This window comes from Nocardia sp. NPDC006982 (assembly GCF_042869435.1).
In the GTDB taxonomy this organism is placed as follows: Bacteria; Actinomycetota; Actinomycetes; order Mycobacteriales; family Mycobacteriaceae; genus Nocardia.
The window spans coordinates 1-15,464 of sequence record NZ_JBIAFV010000046.1 but is presented as its reverse complement, the minus strand read 5'-3'; the positions used below and the strand labels follow the sequence as shown (position 1 = coordinate 15,464).

Annotated in this window: 20 protein-coding genes; 4 read left to right on the top strand and 16 right to left on the bottom strand. The window is 64.7% G+C overall.

All coding sequences use genetic code 11. The features are described 5' to 3' along the window. Nucleotides 1–87 precede the first annotated feature (87 nt). The 9 genes from ACFYOW_RS48465 to ACFYOW_RS48425 form a co-directional block, all read right to left on the bottom strand. Complete coding sequence (locus ACFYOW_RS48465) at nucleotides 88–768, bottom strand: pyridoxal phosphate-dependent aminotransferase (protein ID WP_387298800.1); 681 nt, start codon at nucleotides 766–768, stop codon at nucleotides 88–90. A 307-nt stretch (nucleotides 769–1,075) separates the two neighbouring features. Beyond that, nucleotides 1,076–1,216: a hypothetical protein gene (locus tag ACFYOW_RS48460; RefSeq protein ID WP_387298798.1), complete on the bottom strand. Its 141-nt coding sequence runs from the start codon at nucleotides 1,214–1,216 to the stop codon at nucleotides 1,076–1,078. 30 nt (nucleotides 1,217–1,246) lie between these two features. Beyond that, entirely contained in the window at nucleotides 1,247–1,960 is a 714-nt protein-coding gene (locus ACFYOW_RS48455) for a hypothetical protein (RefSeq protein ID WP_387298796.1), read from the bottom strand. 140 nt (nucleotides 1,961–2,100) lie between these two features. Then, the gene (locus ACFYOW_RS48450; RefSeq protein ID WP_387298794.1) at nucleotides 2,101–2,364 is read right to left on the bottom strand and encodes a hypothetical protein; all 264 of its coding nucleotides are present in this window, start codon (nucleotides 2,362–2,364) and stop codon (nucleotides 2,101–2,103) included. 205 nt (nucleotides 2,365–2,569) lie between these two features. Beyond that, nucleotides 2,570–3,760 carry an IS110 family transposase gene (locus tag ACFYOW_RS48445; RefSeq protein ID WP_387298792.1) on the bottom strand — a complete coding sequence of 397 codons (1,191 nt, stop codon included), beginning with the start codon at nucleotides 3,758–3,760 and terminating at the stop codon, nucleotides 2,570–2,572. A 174-nt stretch (nucleotides 3,761–3,934) separates the two neighbouring features. Beyond that, nucleotides 3,935–4,684, bottom strand: a complete 750-nt coding sequence (locus tag ACFYOW_RS48440) for a hypothetical protein (protein ID WP_387298791.1) — start codon at nucleotides 4,682–4,684, stop codon at nucleotides 3,935–3,937. Further along, nucleotides 4,657–5,373 carry a methyltransferase domain-containing protein gene (locus ACFYOW_RS48435; RefSeq protein ID WP_387298789.1) on the bottom strand — a complete coding sequence of 239 codons (717 nt, stop codon included), beginning with the start codon at nucleotides 5,371–5,373 and terminating at the stop codon, nucleotides 4,657–4,659. The genes ACFYOW_RS48440 and ACFYOW_RS48435 overlap by 28 nt, the downstream gene beginning before the upstream one ends. Continuing rightward, nucleotides 5,370–6,152 carry a class I SAM-dependent methyltransferase gene (locus ACFYOW_RS48430; RefSeq protein WP_387298787.1) on the bottom strand — a complete coding sequence of 261 codons (783 nt, stop codon included), beginning with the start codon at nucleotides 6,150–6,152 and terminating at the stop codon, nucleotides 5,370–5,372. The genes ACFYOW_RS48435 and ACFYOW_RS48430 overlap by 4 nt, the downstream gene beginning before the upstream one ends. After that, complete coding sequence (locus ACFYOW_RS48425) at nucleotides 6,149–7,246, bottom strand: NAD(P)-dependent oxidoreductase (protein WP_387298785.1); 1,098 nt, start codon at nucleotides 7,244–7,246, stop codon at nucleotides 6,149–6,151. Before ACFYOW_RS48425 ends, ACFYOW_RS48430 begins: the two co-directional genes overlap by 4 nt. A gap of 244 nt (nucleotides 7,247–7,490) precedes the next feature. On the opposite strand from ACFYOW_RS48425, the gene ACFYOW_RS48420 reads away from it, so the two are divergent. The 4 genes from ACFYOW_RS48420 to ACFYOW_RS48405 all read left to right on the top strand — a co-directional run bounded on the left by ACFYOW_RS48420 (nucleotide 7,491) and on the right by ACFYOW_RS48405 (nucleotide 10,068). After that, entirely contained in the window at nucleotides 7,491–8,003 is a 513-nt protein-coding gene (locus ACFYOW_RS48420; RefSeq protein ID WP_387298783.1) for a hypothetical protein, read from the top strand. A gap of 23 nt (nucleotides 8,004–8,026) precedes the next feature. Continuing rightward, nucleotides 8,027–8,413: a hypothetical protein gene (locus ACFYOW_RS48415; RefSeq protein WP_387298781.1), complete on the top strand. Its 387-nt coding sequence runs from the start codon at nucleotides 8,027–8,029 to the stop codon at nucleotides 8,411–8,413. 72 nt (nucleotides 8,414–8,485) lie between these two features. Beyond that, nucleotides 8,486–8,824, top strand: coding sequence for a hypothetical protein (locus tag ACFYOW_RS48410; protein ID WP_387298779.1), 339 nt, complete (start codon nucleotides 8,486–8,488; stop codon nucleotides 8,822–8,824). Next, entirely contained in the window at nucleotides 8,821–10,068 is a 1,248-nt protein-coding gene (locus tag ACFYOW_RS48405; protein WP_387298777.1) for a M20 family metallopeptidase, read from the top strand. Before ACFYOW_RS48410 ends, ACFYOW_RS48405 begins: the two co-directional genes overlap by 4 nt. A 29-nt stretch (nucleotides 10,069–10,097) precedes the next feature. Here the strand turns inward: ACFYOW_RS48405 and ACFYOW_RS48400 are convergent, their stop codons facing one another. The 7 genes from ACFYOW_RS48400 to ACFYOW_RS48370 all read right to left on the bottom strand — a co-directional run bounded on the left by ACFYOW_RS48400 (nucleotide 10,098) and on the right by ACFYOW_RS48370 (nucleotide 15,338). Beyond that, nucleotides 10,098–10,265 (bottom strand): hypothetical protein, encoded by a 168-nt coding sequence (locus tag ACFYOW_RS48400; RefSeq protein WP_387298775.1) that lies wholly within the window; start codon nucleotides 10,263–10,265, stop codon nucleotides 10,098–10,100. Next, a complete protein-coding gene (locus ACFYOW_RS48395) occupies nucleotides 10,262–10,441 on the bottom strand; it encodes a hypothetical protein (RefSeq protein ID WP_387298773.1) in 180 nt (59 codons plus the stop codon). The genes ACFYOW_RS48400 and ACFYOW_RS48395 overlap by 4 nt, the downstream gene beginning before the upstream one ends. Nucleotides 10,442–10,629: 188 nt before the next feature. Next, nucleotides 10,630–11,223 carry a site-specific integrase gene (locus ACFYOW_RS48390; RefSeq protein ID WP_387298771.1) on the bottom strand — a complete coding sequence of 198 codons (594 nt, stop codon included), beginning with the start codon at nucleotides 11,221–11,223 and terminating at the stop codon, nucleotides 10,630–10,632. Further along, nucleotides 11,224–13,059: a site-specific integrase gene (locus tag ACFYOW_RS48385; RefSeq protein ID WP_387298769.1), complete on the bottom strand. Its 1,836-nt coding sequence runs from the start codon at nucleotides 13,057–13,059 to the stop codon at nucleotides 11,224–11,226. Between the two features lie 4 nt (nucleotides 13,060–13,063). Next, on the bottom strand, nucleotides 13,064–13,588 hold the full coding sequence (locus tag ACFYOW_RS48380; RefSeq protein ID WP_387298767.1) for a tyrosine-type recombinase/integrase: 525 nt from the start codon (nucleotides 13,586–13,588) through the stop codon (nucleotides 13,064–13,066). Nucleotides 13,589–13,971: 383 nt separating this feature from the next. Further along, nucleotides 13,972–14,280: a site-specific integrase gene (locus tag ACFYOW_RS48375; protein ID WP_387298765.1), complete on the bottom strand. Its 309-nt coding sequence runs from the start codon at nucleotides 14,278–14,280 to the stop codon at nucleotides 13,972–13,974. A 137-nt stretch (nucleotides 14,281–14,417) separates the two neighbouring features. Beyond that, nucleotides 14,418–15,338, bottom strand: coding sequence for an IS3 family transposase (locus tag ACFYOW_RS48370; RefSeq protein WP_387298763.1), 921 nt, complete (start codon nucleotides 15,336–15,338; stop codon nucleotides 14,418–14,420). Nucleotides 15,339–15,464 lie beyond the last annotated feature (126 nt).

Genomic DNA, 15,464 nt, shown 5'->3' with positions numbered 1-15,464 from the left:
GCGGCCGAGCGCCGCTGTCGGATTACTACGCCGCGCACGGTGAATCACCTGGTCGATGGTTCGGAACAGGGCTGCACGGACTCACCGTCACCCATAGCAAAAGACGGTTGAAGTGTAGAGCCCACCGTGGGAGACGACCTCGATGCCGTAATCGGTGAGGGCTTTCGCGGTGGCGGTGCGCGTATCTTCGGCGTCGGCACGAACCTCGGCCAACCACGCTCGCGCCGCGGAGTCGGTCAGCAGATGAGCCGCGATCCGCTGGTTGAGCACGCTGGTGCACGACGCATAGGAGCCTCGCAACGCAGCAAGGTCATCGACCACCTGGCGGTGCGCGATGAGGAACCCGACGCGCAGGCCCGCCACCGTCAACGCCTTGGAACACGAATCGACAATGATGTGGCAGAGCGGGTCACGGGCGGGTGAGTGTGTGGCCGACACGTCATCCTCACCGAAGAGGCGATAGACCTCATCGGAGAGCAGCGATATTCCGAATTCGGCTGCGATCTTCACGATTTCGTTCATCGCTTGTTGTGTGATGCCGACGCCGGTGGGGTTGTGTGGGTAGTTCACGATCAGCAGACCTGGTCGCGGATCTGCCTCGATGATCAACCGTCGCAACAGGTTCGGATCAGACGCGACAGCCGCCGGATCGTAGGGGATCTGCGGGCACCCGGCGGCGTCGAGCCAGAACCGGTAGGGCTCCCATCCCGGTGATGGAACCAACGCCGCCGCGGTGCTGCGGTGATGCAGCAGGAACCGAATGGCCAACCACGCCGCTTTTTGCCACCGGCGGTAACCAGCACGGCATCCCGGTCCGGATCAATATCGGCGTGCTGGCCGATGAGGTGGTTGCGGTAAGCATCGTGCAACTCGGGCTCGCCGACCGAGCTGGAGTACCACAAGGTTTCGGTATTCGCGCAGACTCGGCCGATGTCGAGCCGCAGCTGCGCCGGGAGCGGATACCGGGCCTCGCCCACGCCCAGGTCCCATTCCGCACCGGCGGGCGGGCTCTGCTGGCCGTAGCTGACTCCTGGTGCCGTCAGTGTTTCCAGGAGCCGAGCGAAGTATGGATCGTTCACGGTCGAGTGCCCACCAACGGCAGCGTCTTTCGGCGGCTGGATGCCCCCGGCAGCGCATTGGCCGCGCCCATGGCCGCGACCCGGGCCGCGCCGGCCTGCCATTCGTGTTCGTCGATGACACCCACCTGGCTGCTCAACCGCGCGACCATACGGCGGTAAATCCGTTGCTACAGATCAGAGAAGAAGTGCGCCATCAACTCGCTGTAGACGAGTTTGCCCGGCTCCGTCAGCCGCAACAGATCGCCGACGACCTCGGCGTGCCTGTCGCGAACGATAGAGTCGATACGATCGGCGTAGACCTCCTCGAGGCCGAGGACGACCAAGTCGCGCATGTCGAATGTCAGCCGTTTGGGGAAGAACACCAACCCCTTCTCGTAGGCGTGACCGGGTGAGGACTGGGTGACCGGCAGCACGCCCGTCGACACCGTTTTGACGTAGCGGCGTTCGCCGGCGTCGTTGACATAGGCCAGGCCACGGATGAAGGAGTACGCGCCCGCGCCCACACCGACGGCCTCGTCGCGGTAGCCGCCATACAGCGTGGAGAACATGTACCGGGTCGGGGGCGCCTCGGCCGCGCCGAAGCAGTACATGTTCTGCTCGGACATGTACTGCGCCAGTTCCTGGCGAGATTCGTGGAACATCAAGGAGCACTCGTTGAGTGCGGCCGGGCGCGGCAATTCGCCGGACCGGATCCGGTCCTGCCAGCCCGGCAATGTCATCACATAGTCGACCGGATAAATCGACACGCTGCCGATCCCTGACTCCGCGGCCCGGCGTGCGTCGAGGCGTGCGTAGTCGCGATCTTGGCCGGGGAACCCGACCATCATGTCTAGGTTGGTGTTGTCGAAATACGTGGCGGACAACGCGATCGCCGCGTACACCTGCTCGAGCGAAGGATGGTGCAGCCGAGAAGCTGCACCGTCTGGTGCATCGCTGCAAGTAGTTCGCGGGTATCGGGGTTGGCGGTGGCATCGGGTGAGGTCATAGACAACGTGAATCATCGTGTGCCCCTTCACTATGGTCAGGCGATTCGCCGGTCTGGCGCGTCGTTGTGGGCGTGAGCTGTGAAGAGAGAGGCGAGGTAGTCCACGGTGTAGGAGCGGTGCAACCGTTGGGGCTCGCAAGCCCAGCGTGAGACCTCGGCCCAGATCGGATCAAGGGCGTCGGCGCCGTGCTCGTCGAGCAGTACATCGAGGTTGAGGAATGCTTCGGGCAAGTCGGCGTAGCTGGCTCCATAGCGGACGTACAAGGTCTTGGATAGCTTGCCGCCGCTGCGGTCGAGCACGAGCGGAGTGAAAAATACTGACCGGCCATTCACGCGCGGGGACGCCGAGGGTCGACAGTGCTGGGGCCAGAACGTTGGCGTGCCAGGACCCGCCCCAGTTCGCGCCGTCGACCGAGACTGTGCACGCCCGGTATTGCTCGCGTTCGGCGGCGAGGAGATATCCCTTCTGCACGCTGCGGATAGGGGGGTGTCCCTATGTTTTTCGTCAAGCGGCTGTTTCGGGGATTCGGTAGGGCTGTTTGGTCTTGAGCATGGCGTAGAGGACGTCGCAACGACGGCGGGCGAGGCAGATGAGAGCGGCGTTGTGTTTCTTGCCCTCGTCGCGTTTCCGCGTGTAGTAGGCGCGGCTTGCTGGGTCGTGCAGAGCGGCGAATGCGGACAGGAACAAGGCGCGTTTGAGTTTGTGGTTGCCTGATCGGGCGGGGTGCTCGCCGCGGATCGAGCTGCCGGAGCGGTGAGTGACCGGGGCGATGCCGGCGTAGGCGGCGAGGTGTCCGGCGGTGGCGAAGGCCGAGCCGTCGCCGACTTCGAGCAGGATGCGGGCTCCGGTCCTGACTCCGACGCCGGGCATCGAGGTCAGGACCTTGGAAAGAGGGTGGTCATCGAGCATCCTCTCGATGTCCTCGGCGATGGATTTCCGTTGCAACAGAACATTTTTCAGGGAATCGGCCAGTCTGGGCAGCACGATCTCGGCGGCGTTGGCGCCGGGAACGGTGACCGTCTGCGTGGGCAGCGCGGCCAGGATTTCCTCGACCAGCCGAGCACCCATGCGCGGGGCGTGTTTGACCGCGATCGTGGTGAGTTTGCGGCGTCCGGCGGCTCGGATTCCGGCGGGCCCGCCGCAGCGGGACAGGATCTCCAACACCGCTGGGTGCGTGACGCGTGGGCCCAGGACACGTTCGAGGGCTGGGTGGATGCTAGTGAGCAGCCCGCGGATGCGGTTGCTGGTGCGGGTAGCTTCTCCGGCCAGGTCGTCGTCGAAGCCGACCAGGACACCGAGTTCGGTGAGGGCTTCGTCGCCGGTGTCGACGCGGCGCAGCGTGTGCGGCATGGTGCGGGCGGCATCAGCGATGATGTAGGCGTCGCGCGCGTCGGTTTTGGCTTGTCCGGGATAGAGATCGGCGATGCGGCGCATCGACAGCCCCGGCAGGTAGGCGACGTCGTGACCGCGGGCGCGGGCGACGGTGACCGGCAGAGCGCCGATGGTGTTGGGTTGATCGACCACGATCAACAACGGCCCGTGTGTGGCGAGCTTGTCGAAAACCGCTCGTAGCCGGGCTTCGTCGTTGGGTAATGCTTTGTCGAACAACCGCTTACCCGCCGTGTCGAGACCGACCGCGTGGTGTTCGCCTTTACCAACGTCAACGCCGCAGAACACGGCATAGGCCTGTGCCACTTCGCAGTTCCTTCATCGCGTCGAAACCTGGACCGGTCGCCGATCAGGCATCGACGCCCGGCACCCACATTATGAAGAGACCTACCCTCGGCCCTGTCCCCATCAGCGGTCCGTCGACGCCACCAGCCCCGGCGACACCACCCCCCGGATCATGCGAACGACAGGGGCAAGAAGTCATACCGGGCCTGGCGACCGTGGCCCTCGTTCAAGGGCTGCGAAGAAGATAACGGGTGTTGGCGTCGTATCGTACCACCCGTGCGTCCCGGCGATGTCGATGTTCTCGCGATAGTGACCGTGAAGGGCGCAATAGGAGTCGAGATGCACGGCACTGTCACCCGCGGTGATCGCGAGGTGGCGGGCTGATTTCTCCACCAACCGGCAGTCGGGGCACCGTGGTCTGATGCGCACAATGCCGTCGGCGGGGGCCACCAGCGGCCGGAACTGTTCGAGTCGTGAGGCGATCATGTGCAAGCAGGCCCGCACTGGCGCGAGTTGTTGGTAGACGGTGTAGGGGCGGAAATCGTAGTGCACTGCGCTGCGCGCTGCGGCCCAGCTCAGTAGCCGCTCAAACCCGCACACACGGGCCTGGCCGTCGAGGTGGCCTGTTTCGACAAGATCAGCGACTGTGCGCGTGTAGGTTTCGCCTCCGATCTCGAGGTGTTCGGCGGGCGCGTTGTCCAATGCGTCGAACACCACCGTCGCGGGCAGTCCGAGTTGCTCAGCGGCGTGGGCGGTGAAGGCGAACACCGTCAGCACGGTGACAACCGTGCCGATGTGCGGTGTTCCGTTGAGCTGTGCGGCAGTGGTGACGCGCAGTTGCTGCTTGCCGCGGGCCGCGGCGCGCAACAGGTCAGTGTTGTCGGCGGTGAGATGAGCGATACCGACCGGCGCGAAGATCAGTTCGGGGTCTGGGGTGGCGGGCATGAGATTCTCCTTGTTCCTAGGTACATCCACACGGCGGGAAAGTCCGGATCGGTGCTGTCGACCCGGTGCAGCTGCGACAGCTCGACCCCGCCCGCGTCGGCGGCGTCGCGGTAGAGCTGTTCGGTGAGCTCGACTCGTCCGCAGGGGTTCATGGCAACCCAGTTCGCGCCCGCGACCCACCCGCCCGGCGCGGCGAGTTGATGAATGGCGGTGAAGCAGTCCCGGAATTCATCTGTGTCGCTGCACATTCCCAGCAGTCCGAATTGGGTGACCAGATCAAACGACTGCTCCGCCAACTGCGGATGCTCGGGCATCCGGCCGGTCAGGCAGTCCACCACCAAGCACGCGGTCAGCGAGTCGCACCGCGTCGAGAACGCCTGGGGGTCCTCGCGCTGACACAGTCGTAGCGTGGTGGTGTGAATGGCACGCGGCTGGCCTACGGCGGCGAAACGGTCCAGGATCGCGAGCCGATCTGGGTCACTGTCCACGGCGGTCAGCTGATCAGCGCGCAGAGCGATAGACCACAGCATGGACTCCGAGCCACTGCCGAGATCGACCCAGCGGGCGACTCGGGGGATTTGTTGCAGCGCGGCGAGGATCTGTTCGGTGCCTTGTCCGAACACGAAGCGCTCGTTGTAGTAGCGCAGCCAGTAACCGTGAGCATCAGCCACTGTGCGCCGCGGGTTCATCCCCGCACTCTTCGCGCGACGGCGAGCAGTTCCGACAGACCATGATCGCCTGGTAGGAAACGGATCTCGCTGAAACCGGCAGCGGCGAAGGCAGCGATCAGGGCGACGGGATCGACCACGAGCAGGTCTACTACGGCGGTGTGGAGTTGCCGATCGCGGCTGTCTCGGTAGTCGAACTCGATGTGTAGCTGATCGCCGTGGCGCTGCTGGCGACGGCGACGAACAGCGACGCCGTCGGCGTGCGCCGGTTCGAATCGTTTGTCCGTGAACCACATTCCGTGTGGCCGCGTCTGGTCGTAGAACCCCGCGACGTCGGTGTGATCTCGATATCCACACATCACCTGCGCGAGCACGCGGACATCACGCCTAGTTGTCGCTGCGCGCAACTGTTCGATCAGCTCCTGCGTACCGGCGTGGCACAGCAGCTGGTTCAGCGCGGCATTGGGCACTATCACCGCGTCCACCGTCGGCGACAACCGCAGCTTGTTCAGGTAGGCGCACTCCAGCGTTGTCCGATGCGGGGGCAGGCCCACGGCTTCGGCCTGCTCGCTGGCGTATCCGAGCATTACCGGGTTGGCGTCTGCCAGGGTGACAGTTAGGCCGACCGCAGCGTATTCGGCAATGAAATGCCCTGTGCCACACGGCACTTCGGCGACATGGGTGCAGCCGGTGAGCAGAGGGTGCAGTAGCCGGGGCGGCGCCACGGACGTGGTCTCAGCGCGGCAGTACGCAGCCCGCGCGTCGTATGCGGCTACCGCTTCCGCCGCGGATGTGCTCATGCTGGAACCTGGTAGAACTTCATGTGACGTAGGCACACCGGATGTACGAGGTGACCGGCATGAGCGATGCGGGCGGTGTCGACGACCGGGTCGTCAACGCCGTGGCAGGCTACCCGAGCCAGCCGCACCAAATACGGGGCCGCACACGCTGTGTAGGCGCTGGTGGTGGTGACCGGCACCAGCGACGGGAGCAAGTCCAGCTTGATGTGTACGATTCCGTCGACGATGTGCGGTGCGCCGGGCTGCTGCACCGGCCCTACCGTCGGCAAGTAGCCCTCGCCGTAACCACAGGTAGCGTCGACGATCACCGCGCCGGTCCGCATCCTCGACAGGTCCGAGGCGGTGATCATCGCCGGGGTGTCCCACGTCGATTCCAGGATCGCCCCGATGACGAGCTCCGCCTCGGCGAGTACTTCCCGCCGTAGCTCGGTGGTGTTCACCACGACCTCGACCGATGCCAGGGCGAGCGTGCGATACCGGTCGGCCGAGGCCGAGGAATGTGCAAGCACGGTCACCTGCGCACCCAACGCGCTGGCCGTGCCGGCGGCGGCAGCACCGACGTTGCCGCATCCGATCACGACCACGTGAGCATGCGGCGCTCCCGCGACCGCGGCAATCAGGACACCACGACCACCGCCCGGGGATTGCAGCGCCGCTGCACCGTGGAAAACAGCTTGGACACCAGCGATTTCACCGCCCGGTGCGGCGAGTGGGAACCGGTCGTTGTCGTGTAAGAATTCGTAGCTGTAGGCGGTCACACCCTGTGCGGTGAGCGCCGTCATCAACGCGGGATCGCCTTCCGCGCGGAACAGCGCCCCGATGGATTGACCAGGGTGCAGCCTGGACAGCTCGCCAGGATCGGGAGACTTGTAGCGCAGCACCAGCGGAGCTGCCCACACGACATCTGGATCGGCGAAACGTGCACCAGTCGAGCTGATTTCGGCGTCGTTGCAAAACACGCCTTCGCCGATGCCGTGCTCTGTCAGGACGTCGAAGCCCGCAGCGCGCAGCGCGGAGGCGACCCTAGGGGTCAGCAATGTGCGCCGGTCTCCGGAACTAGATTCGCGGGGGAACCCGACAACAGAACGATTCATGAACGCCTCCGGCGTTGTGGCCCAACGGGATACAACGAGAATCGCCTCGATCGGATCGGACAGCCATGCCACTGGTTGGCGTGTAGTTGTTCACCGTTGTTCATTTGTTGCCGATATCGCCGTCGCAACCCCAGCCCATGCCGGTCCGGCAGCCGGTGTTGACGGTGTCAGGACGCGAGCTAGACTCCGGTGCCATGGCAGGCCGCTCAGCACGAGTGGCACGTTTGCGACGAGGGAAGCTGCGGTGGCCGAGGACCTGTTCGGTGACTGTGAGGTCGAGATACTAGCGCAGCGGGTGCTGATGTCGCTGAACCCGCAGTACTACGAACTGATCTGGAACCGGGAGAAGGGCCACGAATTCCGGCGCCGCTACCTGACCGGGCACCCCACCCGCTGGTTCGTCTACCTCACCGCCCCGGTATCTCGCCTAGCAGCAGTGATCGACTTGAATACGGCGATCGTGGACACCCCGGACCGGATCGCCGCCATCGCCGAGCAAGCTCGCGTCGGCAACGGCGAATCGGTCTATGAGTACATGCGCGACCTGCCCCACGGCTTCGCCTTGCCGATCCAGAACGTTCGCGAACACGACGGATACTCCGTACAAGAGTTGGCGGCCACGCTCGGGAAATTCCATCCCCCGCAGGGCTACACCCTCATCGACAAACACCCTGCCCTGGCAGCGATCTGCGATCAGCTCGCCGCCTCTGAAATCCGCCGAGACCTGCGCGTGGAGCACCCCGCTTCCGTACCCTGAGCATCAGGGATGGAGGTGGTGGGATGCCGGGGCGCAGATCCAGATGGCAGGCCGAGCCGGTCGCCGACCACGATCCCTCGCCGCTGCGTCAAGCTCGCCTGGCGATCCCCGCCACGCTCGAACAGGTCTGTGAAGACCTCGATAAACAGTCACCTAGCGGGTCTTCGGGCGTTACACCGGGGATGTTGTCGGGATGGGAACTAGCCAAGCACGTCACCAGCATCCGCTACCGCCGCATGCTCGCCGACTACTACGCCCAGCCGGCCGACATACTTTTCGCTCACCAAGACCGGGCGCCACGCGGCAGTGACGAAGCGCCGAAACTAATTGCCGGACACCACGATCTACGCGAAGCGATGCTCGCCGTCGTCCAGAACGCCGAACGCTACCTCGCCGTCATCGGCTCCTGATCCCGTGACGCCGCCTACCTCGACACCATTGAAGCCGTCTTGGCGGCCCGACCCGAACTGGTTCACCATCGCGTGCTGTTCGGACCACCGCGGCATCGGCTGCTGACCAACCACCTGCTACGCCTGATCGAGCTGCGCGATCCCCGGGATCGGTCACTCGGTCTGAAAACCCTGCACATCAGCGTGATCGAGGCTGACGTACCCGAACGGTTCTTCTGCGCATCGGAATCTGCGGCCGTGGCGCCGATTCCCTCGCTCACCTCGGCCGAAGCGTTCGACTCTGGCATCCTGCTCGGCGCCGGAGGCGGCACCCGGCTCATTGATCACGCTCGCCAGCTCTACGCGGGCGGTCGTAGAGTCGAGTCCACCGAGCAGCTACAGGCATTGTCCGGGCTCGACCATACGCCATGATTCCCTGCGGAAGGAGGCCGACCATCACCGCACACGATCTGCTGGCCACGGCCAAAGGCGACCGCGAATCCGTCCTCGACCTCACCCGAGAACTGGTCGCCATCCCTAGCCGGGGCGGGATCGACCCCTACGATCGGGTACTCGACCACGTCTCGACCTGGCTGGCCCAGCACCGCCTGCCATCCACCATCCTTCGCGACGATTCCGATGCACCCGTCGCCTTGGCGTGCAAAATCCGTGGTGCCCACCCCGGCCCGACCTGGGTCGTGGACGCATGCCTGGACACCGCGCCATTCGGCCACGAAGACGCCTGGACCCACCCGCCGACGAAACCCGTGATCGCCGATGGGTGGCTCTGGGGCCGGGGCAGCGCCGATTCCAAAGCCGCCGTCGCTATCTTCAGCCACATCGCGACCCATATCAGTCAGGTCCGTGAAAACCTCTCCGGCACAATGGTCTTGCTGTTCGATGTCGATGAGCACACTGGCAAATTCGGGGGCGCGAAAGCCTTCTTCGAAGGGCCAGGCGGACCAGGCGACGTCGGCGGGGTGATGATCGGATACCCCGGCCTCAATCACCTCATCGTCGGCGGTCGCGGCGTCTACCGCACAAGGCTGCACGTTCACGGAGTGGCGTCGCACTCCGGAGGACGAGCCGTTACTCCTAACGCGATCCAGAAAGCTGCCCAACTCATCGAGCGCCTCTCAACAGCTGAGCTTCCCAGCATCGCGGGTAATGACTTCCCGCTGCCCGCCAAATTAACCGTCACCGCGATCACCGGCGGGGATGGATACACAGCGACGCCGGATCTGTGCAGCGTGTCTATCGACATCCGTACGACACCCGCCTTCGACGACGCCGCCGCAACACAAACACTGCGTGACCACGCAGCACAGATCGACAAGGCCTGGCCCACAACGCAACCGACACTCATCGAAGACGTCATGCGGTGGCCGCCCTACGCCCTACCGACCAGCTCACCACTGCGTAGCGCACTGCTGAATGCGGCCGAATCCTTCGGCGTCGTCATCAAGCCACGCATCGCTGGACCCAGCAACATCGGCAACTACCTCGCTGGCCTCAATATCGACGCCAGCGCGGGATTCGGTGTCGACTATCACGGCCTGCACGGCACCGACGAACGAATCCGAATCGACTCCATTCCCGAAGTCCAAGCTATCTATCACGCTGCCATACAGTCGCTTTTGACATCGCGGCCCGCAGGTGTTGAAACCATCAAGTAACCCGCGACGAACCGAGGCGGGCAGACCCGTCAAATGCGATTGGTCGGCCAGTTGTGCTCGCTGGTCGTCAACGCCGGGGAGATCGTGTTGAACCCGTCGTCGTATTCGAACCGTCGCGGGCCGTTGGCATAGATCGATGGAGTGTAGGCGCCGCCGAGTTCGAGAGTCGGGCGTTGGTGCCGACCGATTCCGCTCACGCCGCGGCGATCTCGGCAGCCTCGTCGATGTAGAGGACTCCCAGCGAGCCGTTGCGGTTTCGTGGTTTCAGCGCGATCGGGCGGCGCTGGCAGGACTCGAAGAACTCGCCCACCCCGGCCGTATCATCCACCGGGCAAAACCGGGGGCGTCGGGAACCCTGCATCAGCGAGAACACGCCGGAACTCCAGCTTATCCGTGCACACCCTCACCGCCATCGGACTCGGGTGGCCCACACAGAGCGTGTGCTTCAGTCGATGCCGTTGCCGGGGTCAGCACCGGGAGCGCCAGTGCTTCGGTCGAGCCGAACTCGACCTGTTGCGGATTCTCTGAACTTTTTTGATCTTGTGGCCTGGCATCGTGGGTTCATTGGAGTAGCGCAGGAGTTGGGAGGTCGACGACGGCGGAGGTTTGGCGGCGGTCGATCTGGGCGAGTTTGTCGTTGGCGCCGGTGAGGCTGATTCGGAGTCCTTCGACTTCGCCGAGCCAGCTTTCGCGTTCGGCTTCGGCGATGCGGTCGATGAGGTTGTCTCGGATGTCGATGATGCGCGGTCGTTGTGCGGGGTCGGGCCAGTGTATCGGGCAGCGCAGGGCGTGCTCGTGGATGCAGGGTGTCGAGTAGGCGCGGGCGCAGAGGCCGGTGGAGACCTTTCTGCGTTCGAAGTGGCCTAGGAATTCGGTCCATTCGTTGTCGGTGGGGACTCGGTATTCCTCGGTTGGGCGCAGGCTGCGCCTGCGGGCCAGGAACGACAGGTGTGCCTGGATGGCTTCCTCGGGGTAGATCGCTTTGTAGCCCATCGTGACGTTGATGTCGCGGTGCCCGGCGATGACCTGCGCGATGTGTGGCGGCAAGCCGTTGAGGACGGCGTCGGTGATGAAGAGCCTTCGGAAATCGTGGGGTGTGTAGGTGAGTGGTCCGCCGGTAGCTGGGTCGGTCAAGCCGGTGTCGGCCAGCGCCACTTAGATCATCTTGCGGATGGTGCTGTGGTTGATCGCCCGGTTCTCGGTGCCGAATCGGCGCTGGAACAGCACCGGTGCCGGTGGGCGCCAAAGGCATTCGTGCCAATCGTAGGCCGGGATCAGTGGGACGACGCCGGTGTCGTCGCGGATGCGGACGATGACGGCGGACAAGACGTCGGCCAGTTCAGGGCTGACCACCAGGAGCCGTTCGGCGTCGGTTTTGGAGGGCGCGATCTGCAGAAGCGGCACGATCTCGCCGGTTGTGGGGAGCCGGTATTGGATCAGGTTGTGATGGGTGATCTCCATCAGCTCCTCGATCCTGATCCCGGTCAGGCGCAGGACGTTGACCGCGGCCCAAGCCCAGAACGCATACTCTTCTTCGCGGCGCAGGTCTCGTCGGCAGCCATCGGAGTCGATGACCAGCAGCTTTCTCCCGAAAGGCCGCAGCCGCGTCAACTGTTGTCCCCGGGCGGTGAAACCGGCTTCCGGTTCGACGTTTTCCGCCGTTGCAAGCATTTCCGCGGCAGCCAGTTTCCGCCGCTCGACCGTGGTGACCAGAACCGGGAGAACGGGCAGTCGCTCACGGGTGCGAGCATCCATTCGCGCTTTGCGGTGGCGCTTGGCCTTGCGGTGTTCAACGGCGTTGCGCCCGACCGGGTTCGGCGCGACCCACTGCGCCCAGCGCCCGGGATCTTCCAAGGCCCAGTGAGACAGGTCCAGATAGAAGGCTCGGACTTTGACCAGGCACTCGCGAAACGAGATCCGTTGACCGGGACCGCTTGAACCACTGGCATTTTCGTCACCGCGGATGGGCCGGGGGATGTCCTGAACTCGCTGGCGCCATTGCGCGGCGACATCGGGTGGCAGATCGAGGGTGTCGATGCCAGGGTGGTGCAATTCGATGTCCTTCCAGAACCTGCGGGCGAGATAGTAGGACAGGTCCTTGAGGCTGTTGTAGTCCAGGCTCGGCTGGCGTTCCTTGAGGTAGTCGACCAGCAGGCTCCGGATGGGATGACAGGTGAGTTCGTAGCGATCGACCAGCTGCTCGGGCGTCAGTTGGCCGCCGGTGCGTAGTTGCCGAAACCGTTGCGGCGCTTGGTCGCCGAGGAAACCGAGGGCATGCGGAATCTGGCAAAACACCGGGATATCCCGCGGCCAGGCCGTCAATAGGTCGGTTTCGGTATCGACAAGCTCGAGCACGTCTCCGACGGTGATGTCGGCGAGGGTTCCGCCCTTGGCGGCGATGATCACTGCGGCCCGTTGTGCTGTCAATCGCGTCGCCCGGTCGGAGATTCCGAGGTCAGCGTGGCAATAGTCGCGCCGTTTCGAGAATCCGGCGGGATCCCGTTCGAGAGTCAAACCCGCCGCGAGTTCGGATTTGATCGAGGGGGTAATCGCCAGCCAACGCAACGTCGGCCGCAGAATATCGGCGAAGATCAGCACGCGCATCGCTAAGGACAACTCGACAGGCAGCCATTTTGACCGCTTCCCGCGCGCTTCGAGCCAGGTCAGCGGCGCTTGCCGCCATCTCGGGCCCAACAGCTCCGCGCCGCTATCGAGCCATCGCTGCTGCCAGGTGTCACCGGGCTGATCGGCGAGCCAATCCAGTAGATGCCGCAGCCCGCGAACACGTTTAGCCTGAACGATCGGATTCCCGATCACGAACACCTCGGCGGTTGCCCACCGGAGCGCTTCTTCGCGGCCGCACCCTGCTCGCGGCCAGTCGGTAGAGATCGGGCGTGGCGGGAACCGGGTGCGCATGGCGTCTCGGCCCAGCCGCTGTCCAGTCGAACGCGGCTGCGGCGGCGCAGCGGCCGGGGCAACGGTCGCGGCCATCAGATCACCGCCCCCCGAACAGCACGTTCAACGAGTCCGGTCGATAGCCTGATGCCGGTGGCGGGGCGGTCCGCGCGGCGGCCTGCTGGGTTTGCTCGGCATGATGGGCCAGCACTCGGCGGATCACGTCCTCCTTGCGCGGTGTCAAATAGATCTGCGTGGTGGTCAATTGGGCATGGCCCAAAACGAACTGAACATCGGTCAGCGGCAGACCGGGATCCTCGGCCATCCGGTAGGCCGCGGTATGCCGCAACGCGTGCGAGGTCGCTGTGCTGCCCGCCGCGGCATTGACTAGTTCGAACATCCGATGCGCCGCGTGGTAAGTCAGCGGCCGGATCGGCCGGCGCAGCGTCCACCACAACGGCAGCCGCTTACCCTTCGGGATCAGCTCACCCATCTCGAGCTGGTAGAGCCGCAACCAGACGAACGCATCCGGAGAAGCCGGCAACTCCTGGAGTTCGCGACTTCCCTTGCGCACCACCGCAATCAACTGCCGCCCGGGATCGGCGCCCCCCTGCCTCGCCGACAACAACTCCGACGCACTGGCCCCTGTGGAGACGTAAACGCGACCAACGCCCGATCCCTATGCGACCGCAGCCGAGCGAAGATCTCGTTGAACTCGTCGTCGGGTATCGACCGTGGGAGGCGTTTCGGAACCCGGGGCCGATAGAGCCCGGACCGCTGGTCTCGGAACGGCTCCATTGGATTGTGGTGCGCGTGCGCGCGTGTCTCGCGCCGGGCGCGAACCAGCGGAAACGGATTGATCAGGACCGGTCCGGAAGTGACGCTCAGGTGGAAATCGTAGAAGCAACGCAACACCGTCTCGCTATGCGCACGCACCGACGCTGCATAAGGCTTCCCCGACGATATTGGTGGCGAGGCGTTTTCGTTGCGCCAATGGGACCGGACCGGCTAGCCCGCGATCAACAACCATCGGCAGAAATCCCGTGCCTCAACCCGGGTGGCACGATCCCAGCACACCTCGATCGCCCACAAGAACCGGAACCAACGCAGCAGGTCCAATCCATACGAGCGGACCGTAGCCCGACTACGCCCAGCCGCCTGCAACTCACGAAAGAACGACGCCACCCCCTCCACCGCCGCCCCCTCGCGATCGACCAGACGATAGGGCTCCCACCGATCATCCGTCGTGACCAACGCCCCAGCCGCCGGAACGACCAACGCCGCCAGATCCCGCTGCTCTTCCTCGCCTGAAACCATGGGCAGCGACCGTAGGCCACCAACCCCCGCTCTGTCTCCTGAACTGCGACGACAAGTTCGATAGTTCAGTCAATAAGAAAGCGACTGTTGCTCAGCCACGCCACCGTTGTCAATCCCCTCGAAGTGTGGAGGGTCCTTTATGCGGCCTCGTCTCGTGGCCAGGCCGCCCCGGCGGTCGCACGCACGGCGGCCATGTGGTTCTCGTAGTCGATCGGTGACAGCCCGCCGGCCAGCGAGTGCCGCCGGGTCGGGTTGTAGAACCCGGTGATCCAGGTGACGATCTTCAACCTCGCCTCGGCGCGGGTGCGGAACCGATGCTGGTGCACGAACTCCACCTTCAGCGTGGAGTTGAACGCCTCGGCGGGGCTGTTGTCGAGGGCCGACCCGACCCGGCCCATCGACGGCACCACCCCCAGAGCACGACAGAGCCGGCCGAGCGTGGCGGCGGTATATTCGCTGCCGCGGTCGGAATGGAAGATCACTCCGTCGACCGCGTCCGCTCCGCCGCGTGTGGCCGTGGCCATTCGCAGTGCGGCGCAGGTCAATTCGGCATCATGATGAGGGCTGGTGGCGTAGCCGAGCAGACGCCCGGAGAACCGGTCCTCCACCGAGGCGAGGTAGAGTTTGCCCTCGTCGGTGGGTATCTCGGTCACGTCGCCGCACCAGAGCACATCGGGGGCCACAGCGGTGAACTGCCGACGCACCAGATCCGGTGCCACCGGCCGCTTTCCTTGCTTGGTCAGGCTGCGTCTGTGTTTGACTTTCCTTGCTGCCCAGCTATTTTCGGCCATGATCTGCGCGATGGTGTTGTCGGACACCTGCCAGCCCGCAGCGCGCAGCTCGAGGCCGATGCGGGGGCTGCCATAGGTTTTGCCGGAGGCTTCGAAGATCACCCGAATCGTCTCGGTCAGCTGCTCGCGGCGCTGCTGCCGCGGAGTAGGCGGGCGGTCGTGCCACTTGTAGTACCACGACTCGCTCACCTGAAGGGCGCGGCAGGCCACGGCGTGCGGGACGCCGTGTTCGGTCCTCTGGGAGGCGATGAACCGGGCCACGCTCACTTGGTCGCCTCCTTCACCCACCCGACCACTGATCGCTTGAGCACTGTGAGGATGAATGCACACCGCCTGGCGAGCAGGATTGACCCAGCTTGAGACTGGCCACCCGTGCCTTCGTGATGACCTGTC